Here is an 18,355-nt window from a genome sequence, read left to right as displayed (position 1 = left end):
CGTTACAGGCGCAAAAAAGGCCGCCGCCCGTTGCCGGGCGCGGCCTCTCGAATGCATCCAAGCTATGCCGTATGGGCTTAGCGGCTGATGCCGTAATACTGGTCGGCATCGATACCGGCAGCCTTGAGCGCAGCGCGGCTGGGGCGACGACCGGCTTCGGCTGCAGCGGCGCAAGCAGCGACGCCACCAACGAAATCAGTCAGGCTGCGCAAGCGGTTGGTGAAGCTACGTCCGTTCATGATCCATCTCCTTCGTCTCTTGATGAGGAATATGGACCCTGCGGGGTGCAACAAGAAGAGGCATGAACACGAGGCAGCCATGCATGGTCTGCATGGCTGCCGAATTTACCGTCTATTGTTGCTGTCGCTTGTCCACCAGCGCGAAGCTTACCCGTTCGGCCGCGGCGCGGATGAAGGCTTCGGAGACATAGGTGAAGGATTTCTCCCAATCCCGGGTCACCTCCCCGCCCTCCTCCGGCTCGAGCAGGAACACCATGAAGGAGCGGCCCGTGACCATGTACTCCGACCCGAACTCGAAGGCCGGAAGGTCGTCCATCTCCGGTTGGTTGGTGTCGATGACCGCGTGCCAGCACACCCCGCCCGCCGCTTCCGGCAGTTTGAAGTTCACGACATCCTCATAGGAGTTCATGACGATGAGCATGGTGGCATCGGTGCCGATGCGCCGGATGCCTTCCGATTGCGCGCGGCCGTCGACGAGAACACCGAAGCAGCGCGTGCTGTCGTCGGCCCAGTTTGCGTCCTCGAATTCCACGCCGGCCGGCGTCAGCCAGGTGACGTCCTTGACGCCCAGTTCCTCGTCATACTCGCCATGCAGGAACCGGCCCCGGCGCAGCATCGGCAAGGCCTGGCGCACGCGGATGAGCTTCTGGACGAACTGTGCGAGATCGCGTCCCTCGTCCGTCACGTCCCAGTCGATCCAGCCGATCTCATTGTCCTGCGCATAGGCGTTGTTGTTGCCGCCCTGCGTGCGGGCGAACTCGTCGCCGGCAAGGATCATCGGCGTTCCGCGAGAGAACAGAAGCGTTGCGAAGAGGTTGCGCAACTGGCGGAAGCGCAGGCTCGTCAACTCTTTGTCGTCGCTGGGCCCCTCATGCCCGTAATTGTACGAGAGATTGTGCGAATGACCGTCACGATTGTCTTCGCCATTCGCGTCATTGTGCTTGTCGTTATAGCAGACGAGGTCGTGTAGCGTGAAACCGTCGTGCGCCGTTATGAAGTTCACCGATGCCCACGGCTTGCGCCCCCGATTATCGAACAGGTCGGCGGAGGCGCTGATCTTGTTCGCCACCTTCGGCACCATGCCTTCGTCGCCCTTCCAGTAGGCGCGGATCGTATCGCGGTAGCCGTCGTTCCACTCGGCCCAGCCTGGAGGAAAGCGTCCCACCTGGTAACCGCCGGGGCCGCAATCCCAAGGCTCGGCGATCAACTTGACCTGGCTGAGAAGCGGATCCTGCATGCAGGCATGCAGGAAGGAGGACTCCTCGGAAAACCCGGTCGGCTCGCGCGCGAGGATGGTGGCAAGGTCGAAGCGGAACCCATCCACCCGCATTTCCCCGGCCCAGTAGCGCAGACTGTCCATCACCATCTGCATGACGCGTGGATGGCTCGTGTTCACCGTGTTCCCGGTGCCCGTGTCGTTGATGTAGTAGCGCTTCTCGTCCGGCATGAGCCGGTAGTAGCTGGCGTTGTCGATACCCTTGAAGGAAAGCGTCGGTCCAAGCTCGTTGCCTTCGGCCGTATGATTGTAGACGACGTCGAGGATCACCTCGAGGCCGGCATGGTGGAAGGTCGAGACGAATTCCTTGAACTCGTTGATGAATGGGCTCGTCAGATAGCGCGGCGCCGGCGCGAAGAAGCCGAGCGTGTTGTAGCCCCAGTAATTGCGCAGACCCTTTTCGACCAGATAGCTGTCGTCGACGAAGGCATGGATCGGCATCAATTCGACCGAGGTGACGCCAAGGCTCCGAATGTACCGAATGACGTCGGCATTCATCAGCGCGGCGAACTTGCCGCGGTCGTGGTCGCTGACGGATGGGTGCCGCTGCGTGAAGCCCTTCACATGGGCTTCGTAGAAAATCGTGGATTCCCACGGAATGCGCGGTCGCCGCTCGTCACCCCATGTGAAGGCCGGATCCACGACCTGGGCCTTGGGCACGAAGGACGCACTGTCCCGTTCGTCATACGACAGGTCCGCATCGTCGGACCCGATCGTATAGCCGAAGATCGCGTGGTCCCATACGAGGTCGCCGACATGCGCCTTCGCGTACGGGTCCAGCAACAGCTTGTTCGGGTTGAAGCGGTGGCCGACATCGGGCTCGTAGGGTCCGTGGACGCGGAAGCCGTAGACCCAGCCCGGACGTGCGTCCGGCAGATAGCCGTGGAAGATCTCGTTCGTATATTCCGGAAGCTCGATGCGCTCTATCTCCCGTTCACCCTGCGGATCGAAGATGCAAAGTTCCACTTTGGTGGCAGCAGACGAGAAGATGGCGAAGTTGACGCCGAGGCCATCCCATGTGGCCCCCAGGGGATAGGGTCGCCCGGATTGTATCCGGGTGCGGTTGACGGCGGGCTTGGCCGGCTTCTGCTGTAATGCAATCTTGGGCGGGGTTTGAACGTTCACGGACACGCTCGCTTCTGTTCGAGGAGGACGGGCCAGTAAGCGATGAGGCGCGGATTTGTTCCCGCATCCGCGAAGAGAGGGCAACGCTTTCGCGTTCATCCATCGATTTAGTATATTTGGCTTTCCGTTCCGCCTGACCGGTCTCTACTTTCCAATCCAGGAAAAGGATGACCGGAGATGGATCGCATGGTCAGAACGCTCGTCATACCTGGCTACCGTGGTTCCGGCCCGGGCCACTGGCAAGACCATTTCGTGCGCCGTGAGGCCGGCGCGCTGCTGGTGGAGCAGGACGATTGGGACCGTCCGGTCTTGTCCGACTGGCTGCATCGGCTGGAAGCGGCCCTCATGGAGCACCCACGTAACGTACTGGTGGGGCACAGCCTTGGCGCACTGCTGGTCGCGCATCTGGCTGACCGGCCCGCCGCGGCGCATGTCGTGGGCGCGCTGATGGTGGCGCCGGCCGATGGCGCGCGCATGGCGCGCGCCGATGCGGCGTTCTCCAGCTTTGCCGAGATGCCGACGGCCCGCCTGCCCTTCCCCTCGATCCTCGTCGCCTCGCGCGACGATCCTTATATGAGCTTCGCGGCCTCGCGATCCTTCGCGGCCGGATGGGGCGCGGCGCTGGTCGACGCGGGCAAGGCAGGGCACATCAATATCGACAGCGGCCATGGACACTGGCCCGAAGCCCACGTGCTGGCGGCTTCCCTGGCCGGACGCGCGGGCGATCCGGGGCGCGAAGCCATTCCCATCGGCCGCCCATTCCCGTATCAGACGGTCCCGTACGGCGCCCAGTTTCCCGCGCGCCGACAGGCACAAGGAGTCTGAAAGATGAGCATTCGCAGGATCGAGCCCGGCAAGCGCATGAGCATGGGCGTCGTACATGGCGGCACCGTGTACCTTGCCGGCCAGGTCGGCGAGCCAGGTGAGGATGTGAGCGCCCAGACACGGACCATCCTGGCGGAGATCGATCGGCTTCTGGCCGAGGCCGGGACCGATAAGTCCAAGCTGCTCTACGTGCAGATCTGGTTGGCCGACATGGGCGACTTCGCCGCGATGAACGCAGTCTGGGACGCATGGGTGGACCCGGCCAACCCGCCGGCCCGCGCCACGGGCGAAGCCCGTCTTGCCGCGCCGGAATACAAGGTCGAGATCATCGTGACGGCCGCCGCCTGAAGGCTTTTTTGGGGGCAGCGCCCGGGCGCTGCCCCCACCTTACGCTGCCGACTGGATCGACCAGAGGGCTTCCTGGGTCGGCCGCACATTTTGCCGCCACGCTGGGTCGATGCTGTTGTTCCAGTCGAGGGCCAGATTACCTTCCGCCCCGAGGAAGGTGTTCATCTCGCCGATCAGCACCTGCAGCGCAGCACCCGTCAGCACCGCCCACCCGCTACCAGCCCGTGCAACGAGCGAGATGTCGGCGTAACCGTCGACCTCGTTTCCAAAGGACGAGACCAGCACCGAATCGTCGCGGCTGCCGGTAAAGAACTCCGAGCCGTAGGCCGTATCGGACAGCGTCATGACGCGCTTGATCTCAAGTGCGTTGCCGGTCATCGGCCGCAGCAGAAGATCGCGATAATCGACATCCATGAACAACAGGATGTCGCCGTTCTGGTCGGACTGCCTGCCGCCTGCGCCGATGTCCAGATTGTCGTTGCCGAACGCGCCTTCGAATACGAAGGTGTCGCCGCCCGCGCCGCCGACCAGCACATCGTTGCCGCCGTCGCCGAACAGGATGTCGTGGCCTTCGCCGCCGAACACCACGTCCATTCCTCGGCCACCATAGAGGATGTCGTCACCGCCCAGCCCGGCGATCGAGTCGCTGCCCTCGCGGCCGATGAGCACGTTGGAGCCGCCGTCACCCGTCAGCGCGTCATCGCCCGCCGAGCCCTCGAGATTCTCGATGCCGATCAGGCTGACGCCCCGCGCCGCGTCGACGGCGCTTCGCGCGGCGCCCGAAGCGAACCGCATGCTGGACGTGGTGAATGCGTTGCCGAACATATCCGTGCCTGCGCTTAGGGAGGCGACCACGCCCAGCAGCATCTGGTTCGCACCGACGGTAGAGGCCAGCCGGGCGCTGACGATGTCTCCGCCGGCGCCACCATCCACCACGCTGCCGCGGGCGACGGTGCTCGACGCCAGGGAGCCGCTCCCCAGAACGATCACGTCATCTCCGGCGCCACCGTAGAGAAGCGACTTTCCAGTATCGTCGAAGAGGCAGTCATCGCCGTCTTCGCCGTAGAGAGCATCGTTGCCGGAACTTCCGATCAGCGTATCGTTTCCGCCGCCGCCATAGATGACATCGTCGCCATCGCCGCCATTGATGACATCGTTGTCGGAGCCGCCGATAAGGGAGTCGTTGCCCTCTTCGCCGTAAAGCTTGCCGGGGCCAGCGCCGCCCAGGACGGTGTCGTTTCCAGTGCCCGCATACGCACAATCGGCGCCCGCGCCCAGGTCGATCAGGTCGTTTCCGTCGGCACCCCAGACCGTATCGGCTCCGTCACCGCCATAGAGGCGGTCGTTGCCGGCATCGCCGGAAATGCGATCGTCGCCGGCATCGCCATAGATCAGATCGTCGTCGAGGCCGCCGAGAAGAAGGTCGCCTCCGTCGCCGCCGGAAATCGTATCTGCGCCCACCCCGCCCATGATGGTGTCGGCACCCGCCTCGCCGGAGAGGCTATCGGCGTACTGGGAGGCGACATAGCCGGCCGGGATGAGCTTTTCGTCGGCAAGGTCGCCGATGATGATGTCGTCGCCGAGACCCCCGAAGATCGTGTCGAGGCCGAGGCCGCCTATGATCGAGTCGTTGCCGGACCGCATGTCGATGCGGTCGTTGCCGTCGCCGCCGTCGACGTAGCTGCCCTTGGCGAGGATGGCGGCGCTGAGGCTTCCGGCCTGCCCCCCGGCGACCGTGTCATTGCCATCCCCGGCCATCACCGTATCGTTGAAGATCCAGGCGAACCGGTCCGCCCCTCCGAGGCCCACGAAGATGCTGCCGATGCCGCCGTGGAACTCGTCGGCATTCGCCGTTCCGACAACCCCTTCGACGTTTTTCAGGATGTCGGTGTTCCCCTTCAGGTCATAGGTCCGCAGCTCGGTGACGGCCGTATACTTTATGGGCTTGTTCTTGCCCTGCGCCTCTTCCTTGACATACCGGTAGCCGATCTCGACGACGCCCTTCTTGACGACTTCCAGGCCGCCTTTCTTGCCGGGCGTGACGCTGATGCGGCCGTTCGACTTGTAGTAGCCCGAGTAGTCGACGATGTCCTGCTCGACATAACCGGTCTTCTTGCTTGCGGCGGCGCCGGTATCCTGGCCACCGTCCACGCTCATCGCCCGCGCCGCCGCGATCACGCGGTCGCTGCCGGCGCCCATGGACAGCACGATGCCGCCTTCCTCCCCGACGACGTCGTCGACGTTGTCGATCGAATAGGTCGACATAACGAGCTTGTTGCCGACGAATTCGCTCTTGGTGCGGGAAATTTGCGCCACGGCCGGCGTCAGCATCCTTGCGTCGAAGGTCGTGCTGGCCGCTCCGTCGCTGAACTTCAATTGCGTTGGCAAAATCGGGCGGTTGGAGCTTTTCTTGCCGCTGCCGACATTCTCGCGCACTTCCTGCTCGACGCCGGTAAAGGGCGTGGCGAAGGTTACGTATTGCGTCACATCTACGGTGTCGTCGGCCTTGCCGACATTGTAATCCTTGGTGCCGACGGCAAACGGATCCCAGCCGTCACCGGCGTTGTCGCCTTTCGAGAACTGGTAGCTCCGCCCGCTCCGCATGCCGTTGCGGACGTCGCCGCCAATCTCCCATCCCATCATCTCCGCGTCGGCATCGAGCTGCCGCGTAACGTAGACGGTCACCCGGTCGACCTTGGCCTCGTCCTTCAACTGGGCGGCCTGCGCCCGGTAGGCCTGGCGCTCGGATTCGGAAAAGCGGCTTTCAAAACCGTCATCCCAGAACGCCAGCACGGCGGCCACGTTCTTTTCGTCGGCATTGCTGTAAGCATAGCGCGGGTTGTTGCGATAGGCCGGGTCGGTGTCCAGCTTGGTGCGGTAGGAGGCCAGGATCTCGCCCTGCATGAAGGACATGTCCGTCAGGCCCTGCCCGGCCATCGTCATCAGGCCGGTGACGATGTTTATGACCGGCAGGCCGTTGAAGACCGCCTCCGTTCCCCGCTGCCTGTAGTAGGTCGTTATCGCCCGATCGCCAAGCCAGCCCGTCTTCTTGTACCGCGCATCCGCCGCATCGGCCATGTCGTAGTACATGTCGGCAACCGCGAACGACGAAAAGTTCGCGGTCGCCAGCAACGCGGCCGGCAGCACGCCGACGCCGGACGCCGCCATGGCCATGATGGCGACCGTCATGCCCGTCTGGAACGCGATATCCACGCTCGCGGCGGCGATCAGCCGGTTGTCCGCGTCATTGAACTTCATGTTCACCAGGGTCATGATCGACGCGGTGGTATTGAGCACCTGTGCGGCGCCTGCCAGGAAGGTCGCCGACCCCTTGAACAGCGGGGTGGCCCCCAACACCGGATCGATGATGCCCGCCGCGCCGAAAGCCGGGCGCGACAGGTTTATGGCGCTGGCTGCGTATTTTAGGGCGTTGATGTCTTTTGCGAGACCCGTCTTCTCGGTGTTGTCCAGCGCACGGGCCACGATGGCCGCGATGTAGAGGGCGGCAAGGGTCGCATGTCCGGCAAGGCCGACCCATCCGGCAGCCGTAATGCCGGTACTCTCGCTCGCCTGGGCGCCGCTGGCGGAGCTGTTGGCGGCTGACGCGTTCATCCCCATCGACACTGCGAACCCCAGTTCCGCGGCGAGCTGCGTCCACATGACGATCAGGGTCGCAATGTTCTGGCCGCCCTTCTCAGGGTCGTTCGGGTCGAGACTGAACGTGGTCGCGAGCGCGCCCAGCAGGGCCACGGGAACGGTAGAGGCCTGCAGGACGAGTGCCTGCCTGGATTCGAACGCCGTCGGCTTAACGGCGATCGGAGTGATGACTGTGCCCGTGGCGGTGGACGTGTAGCTGAAATACTTGGACGAATTCGAAAGCCGCGCGATCGCAGCATCGGAGCCGCTGTTGAGCGCCTCTCGGAGAACTACGTAGTCGAGCGCCTGATCGGCGATGCCGGCAAGGCGCAGCATACGCCCGGTCTGCCAGACCGTGAGGTTCCAGCTATCCAGGTAGTCGTCCGGATAGGCCCGCTGTTCGGGTGTCAGGCTGCTCCAGAACGCCTTGAAGTCGCCGAACTTCCCGGTGGTTTCGAATTGCTGGGTCTGCCAGAGCTTCTCCAGGGCCGCCATCCGCGCAGCTTCCCCGGCCGCCTCCTCGAGGAGATCGCCCACGCCCGGCATTTGCGTCTGCGATTGCGTCGAACCGTCGCCACTGCCAAGCCCCAGTTCCTGGGCAAGCCCGTCGATGGCCGACGATACGCGCGCAAGGTAACTCTTGCCGGCAGCGATCCGCTGTAGATCCGAGTGCAAGCAAAGTTGTTTTTCCAAGACCTCGTAAGCGGTCTTCTGGACAGTCGACGCCTGTACGCTTGCTTTTGCTGGCATAGCCCTACTCCCATATTTAAAATTTTTTTATGAGAAACGAAGCATTCCTGATTCAACGAGGTGTTCCCGAGGACCAAAGGCGGCCTCGTAGTTCTGCAGGAAATCCTTTCTGTTACTGCTGCGAAGAACTTCAGGAGCATCCGGATTGAAGTATTCCACCACCTTCGCCGTCTCCTCCCCGGCATGAAGGCGAAGCGCGCGCACCACGACATGCGTCTGCCTGAAATGGCTCCGGATGTACCGGTACATCGTCGGGAAATGACCGAATGGTGCGACGCAGTCGACGATCCAGACCCTGTCCCCGGAACTCCAGTCCTCTTGCGACAGGGAGTTCGGGTTCTTCAGGTAGCGGCGCTCGGCCTCCGGGCTCAGGCTCGCCCAGGACAGGAAGCCGAGGGGCCTTCGATCGTCCTCGAACAAGGCAAAGGAACCGGCCCTGATCCCGGGCAGCACGTGCTCGTTCAGGAGCCAGACCGGCCATCTGCAGTGAAGTGGACAACGCAGCCAGAGCCACGTGACGTATCCGAATATCGAAGCGGCTTCCGCTTCTGAGATATCCTTACCCGGAGCACGGACCCTGCACTGACTCTCACCGGCGGACGGGCTCATGGTCGCCCCTCCCGAATTTGGGGGCGAAGTGCCCGCAGGGTAACGGCAGCGGTGTGCCGGAAAAATGCGGCGATGCAATACGGCAGAACGCCGTCCATAATTGAAGAAACGACATTTTTACACTCTTTGAAAAATAAAAACTTCAACCAATACAGGCACGCTATTACTGCTTACTCTTCATTTCAATGCTTTCTTAGATTGAAAATAATCTAGTTCCGCAATCTGTAGTTTAATTTTATCGGATATTCCCCTCAACGCTCCCTCAAGCTATCGTGGAGATAGACGTTCAACGGAGACAGAAAGTATTCGATAATGCGCCGGCTGCCGATCTTGACCTCGGCCGCAACGCTCATGCCCGGCGACAGGGTGATCGCGGGCGGCGTTTCATCGACGACGATGCGCATGGCATAGACGGGCCCGCTGTTTTCCGTATCGATGGAGTCCGTCGACAGGGTGCGGATCGTTCCCTTTACCAGGCCATATCGCGTGAACTCGAACGCATCGACCTTGATCTCGACCTCCATTCCGGGGCGGACAAAGCCGACATCCTTGTTAAGAAGCATGGCCTCCACCTCGATCGGATCCGATTTCGGAACCACGATCATCAGTGTCTGCGCCTCCTGCACGACGCCGCCTTCCGTCTTGACGACGACCTGCTGGACGGTGCCGTCCACCGGCGCTGCCAGATGCATCATCTGATCGCGCCGCACCGCCTTTTCGAGGTCCTTTTCGAGAGAGCGCCGCTCCTCCCTGGCGCGATGCAGCGTATCCAGCGTCGACAGGCGCCATCGGGCAAGGACAGTGCCCTTCTGCCGCAACAACAACTCCCGCGAAGCGGAAGCCTTGCGCGCATCGAACTGCTGGGCGACCAGGTCCCGTTCCTGAGAGAGGCGAAACTGCTCCTTGTCGAGATACTGGCTGCGCGCCACGAACTCCCTGGACGACAGGGAACGCAGGTTTGCCGAGATTTCCCGCGACAGCGGCACCATCTTCTCGAGCGCCCGCACCGATGCCTTCGCGGCGGCAAGCTGCGTATCGAGCTGACTCATCTCGCTGTTCTTCTCGTCGATCTCGCTGCGCATAGACCGGTAGCTGCCCATCAGGCGGACATTGGCCGCCTCTATGGTTTCGGCCGGGAGGTCCGCCAGCGTCGAGTCCAGCGGCTCGGGCCGCACGTTGCGCTGCATGCAGTCCAGCATGGCGGCGGCGATGGCCTCGTCGATGCGCCGGGCCTCGATATCGCCGGAGATCCGCGCCACGTCGGCCTCCGTGAGGCTGCTGTCGAAATCGATCAGCGGGTCGCCTTTGCTCACCGCCTGTCCGTCCGTCACGTGGATCGTCTTCACGACCGCCAGTTCGGCGGCCTGGATGGTCTTGCTGCCGCTTCCCGGAACGACCTTGCCGCGACCGACGGCGACCACGTCGATGCGGCCGATGGTGGACCAGCCGAGCGCCAGCACGAGCATGATCAGGAGGCCCCACAAAAGCCTCCTCGGCAAGGGATGGACCGGCGTATCGCGCAACGACAACGCCGCCGGCAGGAACTCGAGCTCCTCTGCGGTGCGGCGCTCCGCCTCCAGGCCGCGACGCGCCGCCCATGCCTCGGCGAAAGCCTCGCGGTACCGCGATAAAAGGGAGCGCAACGCATGAAGGATCATCGCTTCACTCCCTTCCGGCTGCCTGCAGCGCATGCAGGTGAGCGTATATGCCGCCGGGCCGCGCCACGAGTTCCTCGTGGCTTCCCGTCTCGCGAACCTCGCCTCGATCCATCACGATGATCGCGTCGGCGTGGCGCACCGCCGACAGACGATGCGCAATGATGACGACGGTACGCCCCCGGCAGATCGCCGCCATGTTCTGACGGATGATATGCTCGGATTCATAGTCGAGGGCGCTCGTCGCCTCGTCGAAGATGAGAATGCGCGGATCGCCGATGAGCGCCCTGGCGATGGCCACCCGCTGCCTCTGCCCCCCGGACAGGGAAGCGCCGCGCTCGCCGACGATGGTGTCGTAGCCTTCGGGCAGTTCCAGGATGAAATCGTGAGCGCCCGCCGCGCGCGCCGCCGCGATCACCCGTTCCATCGGCGCGCCGGGCTCGGTCAGGGCGATGTTGTCGCGCAGCGAGCGGTGAAACAGAAGGTTTTCCTGCTGGACGACGCCGATCTGCCGTCGGAGCGAAGCCGCTTCCGCCAGGGCGATGTCGTGGCCATCCACCAGGATGCGCCCGCGTTCGGGAACATGCATGCGCTGAATCAGATGGGCGGTCGTGCTTTTACCCGAGCCGGATCGCCCGACGATGCCCACCACCTGCCCCGCCCGGATCGACAGGTTGATGTCGCGCAGCACTTCGGGCCCGTCGAGGCGGTAGCGAAACGACACCCGCTCGAAGACGATGTCCCCGCGCAGGCGCGGCATGACCGACCGCGATACGCCGGCCGTCTCGGCCGGCGCGTTCAGAACGTCGCCAGCCGCTGCATGGAGATGCCCGTCTGCTGGAAGTTGATCCACAATTGCGCAAGCCGCAGGATCGGCTGCGCGACGCGCCCCGCAAGCATGTTGAAGGCGATCAGCTGCCCGACCGACAGATCGCCGGAAATCACGTAACGGGCGCCGAACCACAGGGTCAGGACGTTGACCACCTTGCCGACGAGCCCGACGGATTCGTTGGCCGCAATGGATAGCTGCTGCGTGCGGAAGTTGGCGTGGACGTATCCGGCCGTCTGCTCTTCCCAGCGCCTGGCGACATGCGGCTCCACCGCCATCGCCTTGACCGTTTCGATGCCCGTCACCGATTCGACCAGGAAGGACTGGTTCTCGGCGCCGCGCCGGAAGGTTTCGTCCAGCCGGCTTCTGAGCGGCGGCGTCACGACGAGGGAGATCAGCGCGTAGACAGGAAGCGACAGGACGACGATCAGGGTCAGGACCTTGCTGTAGAACAGCATCACGGCCACGAATACGACAGAGAACATGCAATCCAGCATGACGGTGATGACATTGCCCGTCAGGAAGGCGCGGATGTTCTCCAGTTCGCGGACGCGGGCCACGGAATCTCCCACGCGCCGGCTCTGGAAATAGGCCATGGGCAGCGCGATCAGGTGCCGGAAGAGCCGGGCGCTGAGCTCGACGTCGATGCGCGACGTCGTATGGGTGAAGACGTAACCGCGGATGAAGCTGAGGAACGTCTCGAAGATGCCGATGCACAGGAGCCCGATCGCCAGCGTATCCAGCGTGGTGAGGCTGCCATGGATGATCACCTTGTCCATGACGACCTGGAAGAAGATCGGCGTCAGCAGCGCAACGATCTGCATTGAAAAGGAAGCGGCGAACACCTCTCCCAGAAGCCGCCGATACTTGACCATGGCGGGGATGAACCAGGTGAAGTCGAACTTGGTCATCTCGCCGCCACGGCCCAGCATCGCCTGCGCCAGCACGACGCGGCCGGACCAGCGTGCAGAAAGCGCGTCGACCGGCACCCAGGCCGGGTGGCCGATGGCCGGATCCTGGATCAGGACGCGGCCGCGAGCCGCATCTACACGGGCCAGGACGAAGAACCGGCCGTCCGTGTCGATGGCGATCGCCGGCAGGGGAAGCTGCGCCAGCCGATCCGGCGTCGACGTCGTGCCCCGCGCCCGCAGGCCGGCTGCGCGCGCCGCCAGCAGCAATTCCGTTTCACCGAAAGCGCCGTCGGCGGCGCGAAAGCGATGCGCCAGGTTTTCGGCCGAAACCGGAATACTATGAAGCGCGGCAAGAATGACGAGGCATTCCAGCGCACCATTGGACGAAATGGCGACGTCGGGGGACATGAGGGTAAAAGCCCGAACTAGACTTAAAACTATCTAGTTACGGTATCGGCTTTCAGGCTCTGCGCAATGAACCCTCGGTTTCGCCAAGTATTTATTTCCGCAAACGCCAATTGCTTTCGGCGTCCGGTTCAGGTGGCCGGATACAGCATCCAGCGCTTCGGCTGTACATGGATGACGTCTCCCGGACGGGCCTCCAGCTCGGGCGAAAGCTCGACTTCGATGCGTTGGCCGGTTGTCTCAATATCGAACTCGGCAAAGCGCGAGCGCCCTGCGCGGCGCGATATGGCGACGCGGCCGGACAAGGCCGTCTCTTCGTCCACCACCTGCAGATCGTGCGGCCGCATGAACATCTGCCATCGGCCGTTTTCCTGCGGCGTCTGCCCCAGGCTGCGCCCCTGCCACGAGATGACGCCGTTCTCGACCTCGACCGGCAGCATGTTGGACTGGCCGATGAAGGAGTAGACGAACGGCGTTGCCGGCCGGTCGTATATGTCATCGCCCGACCCGACCTGCTCGATGTGCCCCTGGCTCATCACCACCACGCGGTCCGCAAGTTCCACGGCCTCTTCCTGGTCGTGCGTGACGAACACGGTGGTATGGCCGATCTTGTCGTGCAACTCGCGCAGCCAGCGCCGCAGATCCTTGCGCACGCGGGCATCCAGGGCCCCGAAGGGCTCGTCCAGAAGCAGCATGCGCGGCTCGATCGCCAGTGCCCGGGCCAGCGCCACGCGCTGGCGCTGGCCGCCGGATAGCTGCTGCGGATACCGATTCTCCAGGCCCGAAAGCTGGACGAGGTCCAGGAGCTCCAGCGCACGGCAGCGGATATCGGCGGCGGAGGGCCGTGACGGACCCTTCCGCACGCGCAGTCCGAAGCCGATATTGTCGGCGACCGTCATATGGCGGAACAGGGCGTAATGCTGGAAGACGAAGCCGACATTGCGCTCCTGGACGCTCTTGTGCGAGGCGTCCTCGTCGCCGAAGAAGACCCTGCCGGACGACGGCATTTCAAGACCGGCGATCAAGCGCAGAAGCGTCGTCTTGCCGCTTCCCGAGGGGCCGAGCAGCGCAATCAGCTCTCCGGAACGGATATCCAGCGACACGTCGCGCAGCGCGCGAAAGCCGTCGAATTCCTTCGTGATGTTCTTCAGATGGATGTCCATGTTGCGCGATCCTCAGTGACCGTTGCGTGAGGCGGCGGCGAGATCGCCCGCATAGCGCCATTCCAGGATTGTCTTCACGCCGAGCGTGACGAGCGCCAGCAGCGCCAGCAGCGTTGCCACGGCGAAGGCGGCCGAAAAGGCATATTCGTTGTACAGGATCTCGACATGCAGCGGCATCGTGTTGGTGTAGCCACGGATGCGCCCGGAGATGACGGAAACGGCGCCGAATTCGCCCATGGCGCGCGCGTTGCACAACAAAACGCCGTACAGGAGCGCCCAGCGCACATTGGGCAGGGTGACCAGCAGGAACGTCTTCCAGCCGCCGGCGCCAAGCGAGATCGCCGCCTCCTCGTCTCCCGTTCCCTGCTCCTGCATCAGCGGGATCAACTCCCGTGCCACGAAGGGCAGCGTCACGAAGATGGTGGCCAGCACGATGCCCGGCAGGGCGAAGACGATCTGCAGGCCGAGCGACTGCGTCACCGGCAGGAAATAGCCTTGCGCGCCGAACAACAGGATGAAGACGAAACCGGCGATCACCGGCGACACCGAGAACGGCAGGTCGATGAAGGTGATGAGCAGGCTCTTGCCGCGAAACTCGAACTTGGCGATCGCCCAGGCCGCGGCAACGCCGAACACGAGGTTGAGCGGCACGGCGATGGCGGCCACCGTCAAGGTCAGCTTCATCGCCGCCACCGCATCCGGTTCCGTTATCGCCGACCAGTACATGGCAAGGCCGTTGCGCAGCGCCTCCACGAAGACGGCGACCAGCGGCAGGAACAGGAAGAAGCCCAGAAAGGCGAGCGCAATGCCGACCAGAAGCCACTTGATGGGCCGGCTTTCGGTGGTGACACCCCGCTGATGGACGAGCTCAGACGGCATGACCGTACCTCCGGCGGCTCCAGGCCTGAATGAGATTGATAAGCAGCAGCATGGCGAAGGACACCATCAGCATCAGCGCCGCCACGACGGTTGCGCCGCCATAATTGAACTCTTCCAGCCGGATGACGATCAGAAGCGGAGCGATTTCCGATACGTAGGGGATGTTGCCCGCGATGAAGATGACGGAGCCGTATTCCCCGACGGACCGGGCGAGCGCCAGCGCGAATCCGGTCAGCAGCGCCGGCAGGATCGACGGCAGGATGACGCGGCGCACGATCTGCCAGCGGCCGGCCCCCAGCGTGGCGGCGGCCTGCTCCAGCTCGGCGTCGAACTCTTCCAGGACAGGCTGCACGGTACGCACGACGAAGGGCAGCGAAACAAAGGTCAGCGCCACCACGATGCCGATTGGCGTGTAGGCGATCCGCAATCCCCCCTCGCCGAACAGCGAGCCGATGACCGAGCCGGGCGCGAAGAACTGGCCGACCCATCCGTTCGGAGCATAGAGGGACGTCAGTGCGATGCCCGCGACCGCCGTCGGCAGGGCGAAGGGTAGGTCGATGATCGCATCCACGAAGCGACGACCCGGAAAGCGATAGCGCACCAGCACCCAGGCGACGAGCAGGCCGAAGACGGCGTTGATGCAGGCAGCGGCCAGCGACGCGCCGAACGACAGGCGCATGGCGCCGATGACGCGCGCATCGAGCGCCAGCGCCCAGAACTCCGACCAGCCGATACTGGCGCTGCGGAACACCAGCGCGGCCAACGGAACGATGACGATCAGGCCCAGATAGGCGAGCGTGAGCCCCATGGAGATTCCGAAGCCGGGTATGACGCTCGGTTGCTTGACGGTGAAACGCCCTGCCATGAACGACCTTGTTCCGGTGCGGTCACCGGCCGCCTGATGCTTGGGGTGGCCGGATTGCGAATTGAGTGCTGTCAAAAGTGTGGCCCAAGTTCTGGCGATGGAAAAGGGGGCGGTGCGAAAGCACCACCCCGGGAGCATGCATCAGCCGTGAAGCCGTTCAGTTGCCGGGCCGGTAGATCTGGTCGAAGATGCCGCCATCGCCGAAATGTTCGGGCTGCGCCTTGGCCCATCCGCCGAACTGCGCGTCGTCGATGGACACCAGCTCCACGTCGGGGAAGCGTTCCAGCTCGCCCTTTTCCGTCACCTTGTCCGGTTCTGCCGGCCGGTAGAAGTGCCGGGCCGCGATGGTCTGCCCTTCGGCCGAATAGAGGTATTCGAGATAGGCGGTCGCAACCTCACGCGTTCCCTTGGCATCGACATTGCCGTCCACCAGCGTCACCGGCGGCTCTGCCAGGATGGAGATGGACGGGACCACGATGTCGAACTGGTCGGGCCCCAGTTCCTCGATGGCCAGGAAGGCTTCGTTTTCCCAGGCCAGCAACACGTCGCCGATGCCGCGCTGCACGAATGTCGTGGTGGAGCCCCGCGCCCCGGTGTCCAGCACCGGCACATGGCGGTAAAGGTCGCCGACGAACTGCTTCGTCTTCTCCGGATCGTTGCCGAACGCCTTGTTGGCATAGGCCCAGGCCGCGAGGTAGTTCCAGCGCGCGCCACCCGACGTCTTCGGGTTGGGGGTGATGACCTGCACGCCCTCCTTCAGGAGGTCGCCCCAGTCGGCGATGCCCTTCGGGTTGCCCTTGCGGACCAGGAAGACGATCGTCGAGGTATAGGGAGCCGAGTTGTGCGGCAACCGCCCGCGCCAATCGGCTGGAATCTTCTGAGTGGCAGCCGCAATCGCGTCGATATCGGCTTCCAGCGCCAGCGTGACCACGTCCGCGTCGAGCCCATCGATCACCGTGCGCGCCTGCGCCCCGGACCCGCCATGCGATTGCCGGATCGCAACCGGTGCATTCCCTTCCCCGGTCCAGTGCTTGAGGAACGCATCGTTGAAGTCGCGATACAGCTCGCGCGTCGGATCATAGGAGACGTTCAAAAGGACCGTCTGCGCTATGGCCGGGGCGGCGACCGACAGGACAAGTCCGAGAGCGAGCAGTCGGGGCAGAAGGCGGATCATGAAATCTCCCGTGGAAACGTCTACCAATCTTATAGTTCAAGCTCCCGCGCTTCTGCCCGCCTGTCAATGTTGCACAAGTAGAATGCAATATTCGCGTCGGGTGAAGGCGAGCGCATGGAACGCCCTTTCACCGGCAAGCCTCCTTATTGAAAAACACGACCAAAAATTGCGGTGCTGCAAATGTCGCTACAGGGGCAGCGCGGGGGTGCGCCCGGTTTCTTCCAGCTCCCATTCGGCGCTCCAGCGCCCGTCACGCCGCGTGACCACCAGATAGTTCCGATCCGCGATGTAGGGCATGCGTCGACCCGGCAGCGGGAAAACCTTGATCGGGCGTCCACGAAGCGGCGATTCGCCCAGCCGCGACAGCAGGCTGAGCGCCAGCGGAAAGGCTGCCGGGGGCTTCGGATGCGTGATGCCCGACGCCACGAGCTGGTGCATGGTCGAGCCATCCTCCAACCGCATTTCGGCCCGCGTCGCCAAATGGATCTCGCCGGAGATAACCGTCAGCGGCCGGCTGCCCTGCACGGCCTTCGCCTCCAGCAGCGTCAGGAAACGGCGCCATTCGGCGCGGTGGCTGCGGCTTTGCCACTGGTCGCGCAGGTCGTCCTCGTATTTCTGGGCGCGCGGCATGCGATCCAGTATGGACTCCACCAGGCTGAGACGCGGACCGAGCGCCGGCACGCTCGAGACCAGCAGGATCGCGTCGCCATGCGGACAGTCGGCCAGCGCGCGCTCGAAGGCGGCCCAGCCGGCCGGCCCCATGACCCGATCGGGGGACCGCTCGCTGCGCAGGTCCGGCAGGCATACGGAAAAACCGGGAAAGTGTGCCGATTGCGTCATCGTGGCGCCGGAAGGATCTAGGCAGGTGCGCGGCAGGCTGCCCTCCACCCCACCGACCTGGAAGAGGATGAACATCTCCCTCGCCACCCTGAAGATGCCCTGGGCGATCGGGCTCTGCTGCAGGGCATCCGGGTGGCTGCCCCACCCGTCGAAGATATCGTGATCGTCCCAGATCATCAGGGACGGCACGGTTGCGTAAAGCGGCGCGGCGGCGGCCTGTGTGAGCGTGTCGAGGTATCGCCGGAAGAAATAGCCGCGCAGCGCAGCTTCCATTTCGAGCGTGAAGGGCTCCTGTGCCCGCCGGGCAGGCTCGTCCTTCGCCCATGCCGAAATGGCGGGATGGCTTTCCACCGCCTCGTCGGCGTACAACTGGTCTCCGCCGTGCAGGAGAAGGGCGAACGGCCGCTCCCGATGCTCGGTCAGGAGCCGCCGCCACATCACGTCGCGATGCTCGTGCTCCCTGTCCTCGTCGCCGTTCTCCTGCCCGTTGCAGGACACGAAGCCGATGCGCAAGCTACCGCCGAGATCGGTGCGAACGCGATAGGACGTCCCGTTGACGGCGTAATCCGCCGCATCCCCGGCCGGAAGCGCGATGTCGCGCATCCACACGACGTGCCCCTCCAGCTGTGCCGCCACGGCCATCGCGTCTTCCTGCCCGGCGGCCGCAACACGGGGGGCGGCTTCGCCCTCCCGCGTCACGACAAGCACGGTGACGTGCGCGGCGGTCCTGTCGGCGCCCCTGGCATAGAGGACGGGCCCGGCAACGATCATCCGACTACCTTCATTCCATGTTTCGGTGACGGGCATGTCGGTTGCGGTGCGCAAA

14 protein-coding genes are annotated in these 18,355 nt (G+C 63.9%); 2 read left to right on the top strand and 12 right to left on the bottom strand.

Features of this window, described 5'->3' with window-relative positions; translation table 11 throughout:
• Nucleotides 1-77 precede the first annotated feature (77 nt).
• Nucleotides 78-239 carry a hypothetical protein gene (locus tag IGS74_RS07070; RefSeq protein ID WP_192390399.1) on the bottom strand — a complete coding sequence of 54 codons (162 nt, stop codon included), beginning with the start codon at nt 237-239 and terminating at the stop codon, nt 78-80.
• 112 nt (nt 240-351) lie between these two features.
• Nucleotides 352-2,616 carry a glycogen debranching protein GlgX gene (gene glgX / locus IGS74_RS07065; RefSeq protein ID WP_246723125.1) on the bottom strand — a complete coding sequence of 755 codons (2,265 nt, stop codon included), beginning with the start codon at nt 2,614-2,616 and terminating at the stop codon, nt 352-354.
• Between the two features lie 210 nt (nt 2,617-2,826).
• Between glgX and IGS74_RS07060 the strand changes: the two genes are divergently transcribed.
• Together IGS74_RS07060 and IGS74_RS07055 are read left to right on the top strand one after the other, a co-directional pair.
• On the top strand, nt 2,827-3,465 hold the full coding sequence (locus IGS74_RS07060; protein ID WP_192390397.1) for an alpha/beta hydrolase: 639 nt from the start codon (nt 2,827-2,829) through the stop codon (nt 3,463-3,465).
• Nucleotides 3,466-3,468: 3 nt separating this feature from the next.
• Nucleotides 3,469-3,813, top strand: a complete 345-nt coding sequence (locus IGS74_RS07055; protein ID WP_060603674.1) for a RidA family protein — start codon at nt 3,469-3,471, stop codon at nt 3,811-3,813.
• Between the two features lie 39 nt (nt 3,814-3,852).
• Here IGS74_RS07055 and IGS74_RS07050 read toward each other — a convergent pair whose 3' ends face one another.
• The 10 genes from IGS74_RS07050 to IGS74_RS07010 all read right to left on the bottom strand — a co-directional run bounded on the left by IGS74_RS07050 (nt 3,853) and on the right by IGS74_RS07010 (nt 18,300).
• Nucleotides 3,853-8,124 (bottom strand): hypothetical protein, encoded by a 4,272-nt coding sequence (locus IGS74_RS07050; protein ID WP_192390396.1) that lies wholly within the window; start codon nt 8,122-8,124, stop codon nt 3,853-3,855.
• A gap of 102 nt (nt 8,125-8,226) precedes the next feature.
• Entirely contained in the window at nt 8,227-8,808 is a 582-nt protein-coding gene (locus IGS74_RS07045) for a toxin-activating lysine-acyltransferase (protein ID WP_192390395.1), read from the bottom strand.
• 251 nt (nt 8,809-9,059) lie between these two features.
• The gene (locus tag IGS74_RS07040) at nt 9,060-10,466 is read right to left on the bottom strand and encodes an HlyD family type I secretion periplasmic adaptor subunit (RefSeq protein ID WP_192390394.1); all 1,407 of its coding nucleotides are present in this window, start codon (nt 10,464-10,466) and stop codon (nt 9,060-9,062) included.
• Nucleotides 10,467-10,470: 4 nt separating this feature from the next.
• Complete coding sequence (locus IGS74_RS20415; protein WP_281413056.1) at nt 10,471-11,316, bottom strand: ATP-binding cassette domain-containing protein; 846 nt, start codon at nt 11,314-11,316, stop codon at nt 10,471-10,473.
• On the bottom strand, nt 11,262-12,611 hold the full coding sequence (locus IGS74_RS20410; RefSeq protein ID WP_281413055.1) for an ABC transporter transmembrane domain-containing protein: 1,350 nt from the start codon (nt 12,609-12,611) through the stop codon (nt 11,262-11,264). Before IGS74_RS20410 ends, IGS74_RS20415 begins: the two co-directional genes overlap by 55 nt.
• 128 nt (nt 12,612-12,739) lie before the next feature.
• Complete coding sequence (locus IGS74_RS07030) at nt 12,740-13,771, bottom strand: sulfate ABC transporter ATP-binding protein (RefSeq protein ID WP_192390393.1); 1,032 nt, start codon at nt 13,769-13,771, stop codon at nt 12,740-12,742.
• Nucleotides 13,772-13,783: 12 nt separating this feature from the next.
• A complete protein-coding gene (gene cysW / locus IGS74_RS07025) occupies nt 13,784-14,650 on the bottom strand; it encodes a sulfate ABC transporter permease subunit CysW (protein WP_039188815.1) in 867 nt (288 codons plus the stop codon).
• A complete protein-coding gene (gene cysT, locus IGS74_RS07020; RefSeq protein WP_192390392.1) occupies nt 14,640-15,515 on the bottom strand; it encodes a sulfate ABC transporter permease subunit CysT in 876 nt (291 codons plus the stop codon). The genes cysW and cysT overlap by 11 nt, the downstream gene beginning before the upstream one ends.
• 157 nt (nt 15,516-15,672) lie before the next feature.
• Nucleotides 15,673-16,689, bottom strand: coding sequence for a sulfate ABC transporter substrate-binding protein (locus IGS74_RS07015; RefSeq protein WP_192390391.1), 1,017 nt, complete (start codon nt 16,687-16,689; stop codon nt 15,673-15,675).
• Nucleotides 16,690-16,875: 186 nt separating this feature from the next.
• The gene (locus tag IGS74_RS07010) at nt 16,876-18,300 is read right to left on the bottom strand and encodes an alkaline phosphatase D family protein (RefSeq protein ID WP_192390390.1); all 1,425 of its coding nucleotides are present in this window, start codon (nt 18,298-18,300) and stop codon (nt 16,876-16,878) included.
• Between the last annotated feature and the right edge of the window lie 55 nt (nt 18,301-18,355).

The organism is Aureimonas sp. OT7 (genome assembly GCF_014844055.1).
GTDB classification, from domain to species: Bacteria; Pseudomonadota; Alphaproteobacteria; order Rhizobiales; family Rhizobiaceae; genus Aureimonas; species Aureimonas altamirensis_A.
The sequence above is the reverse complement of the archived record's forward strand: the minus strand, read 5'-3'. Positions and strand labels throughout refer to the sequence as shown.

What these genes read in the sequence shown, in the direction of transcription:
- IGS74_RS07070 (WP_192390399.1), bottom strand. Translation starts at nt 239, where the DNA reads ATGAACGGACGTAGCTTCACCAACCGCTTGCGCAGCCTGACTGATTTC.
- IGS74_RS07060 (WP_192390397.1), top strand. Translation starts at nt 2,827, where the DNA reads ATGGTCAGAACGCTCGTCATACCTGGCTACCGTGGTTCCGGCCCGGGC.
- IGS74_RS07055 (WP_060603674.1), top strand. Translation starts at nt 3,469, where the DNA reads ATGAGCATTCGCAGGATCGAGCCCGGCAAGCGCATGAGCATGGGCGTC.
- IGS74_RS07045 (WP_192390395.1), bottom strand. Translation starts at nt 8,808, where the DNA reads ATGAGCCCGTCCGCCGGTGAGAGTCAGTGCAGGGTCCGTGCTCCGGGT.
- IGS74_RS07040 (WP_192390394.1), bottom strand. Translation starts at nt 10,466, where the DNA reads ATGATCCTTCATGCGTTGCGCTCCCTTTTATCGCGGTACCGCGAGGCT.
- IGS74_RS20410 (WP_281413055.1), bottom strand. Translation starts at nt 12,611, where the DNA reads ATGTCCCCCGACGTCGCCATTTCGTCCAATGGTGCGCTGGAATGCCTC.
- IGS74_RS07030 (WP_192390393.1), bottom strand. Translation starts at nt 13,771, where the DNA reads ATGGACATCCATCTGAAGAACATCACGAAGGAATTCGACGGCTTTCGC.
- cysW (WP_039188815.1), bottom strand. Translation starts at nt 14,650, where the DNA reads ATGCCGTCTGAGCTCGTCCATCAGCGGGGTGTCACCACCGAAAGCCGG.
- cysT (WP_192390392.1), bottom strand. Translation starts at nt 15,515, where the DNA reads ATGGCAGGGCGTTTCACCGTCAAGCAACCGAGCGTCATACCCGGCTTC.
- IGS74_RS07015 (WP_192390391.1), bottom strand. Translation starts at nt 16,689, where the DNA reads ATGATCCGCCTTCTGCCCCGACTGCTCGCTCTCGGACTTGTCCTGTCG.
- IGS74_RS07010 (WP_192390390.1), bottom strand. Translation starts at nt 18,300, where the DNA reads ATGATCGTTGCCGGGCCCGTCCTCTATGCCAGGGGCGCCGACAGGACC.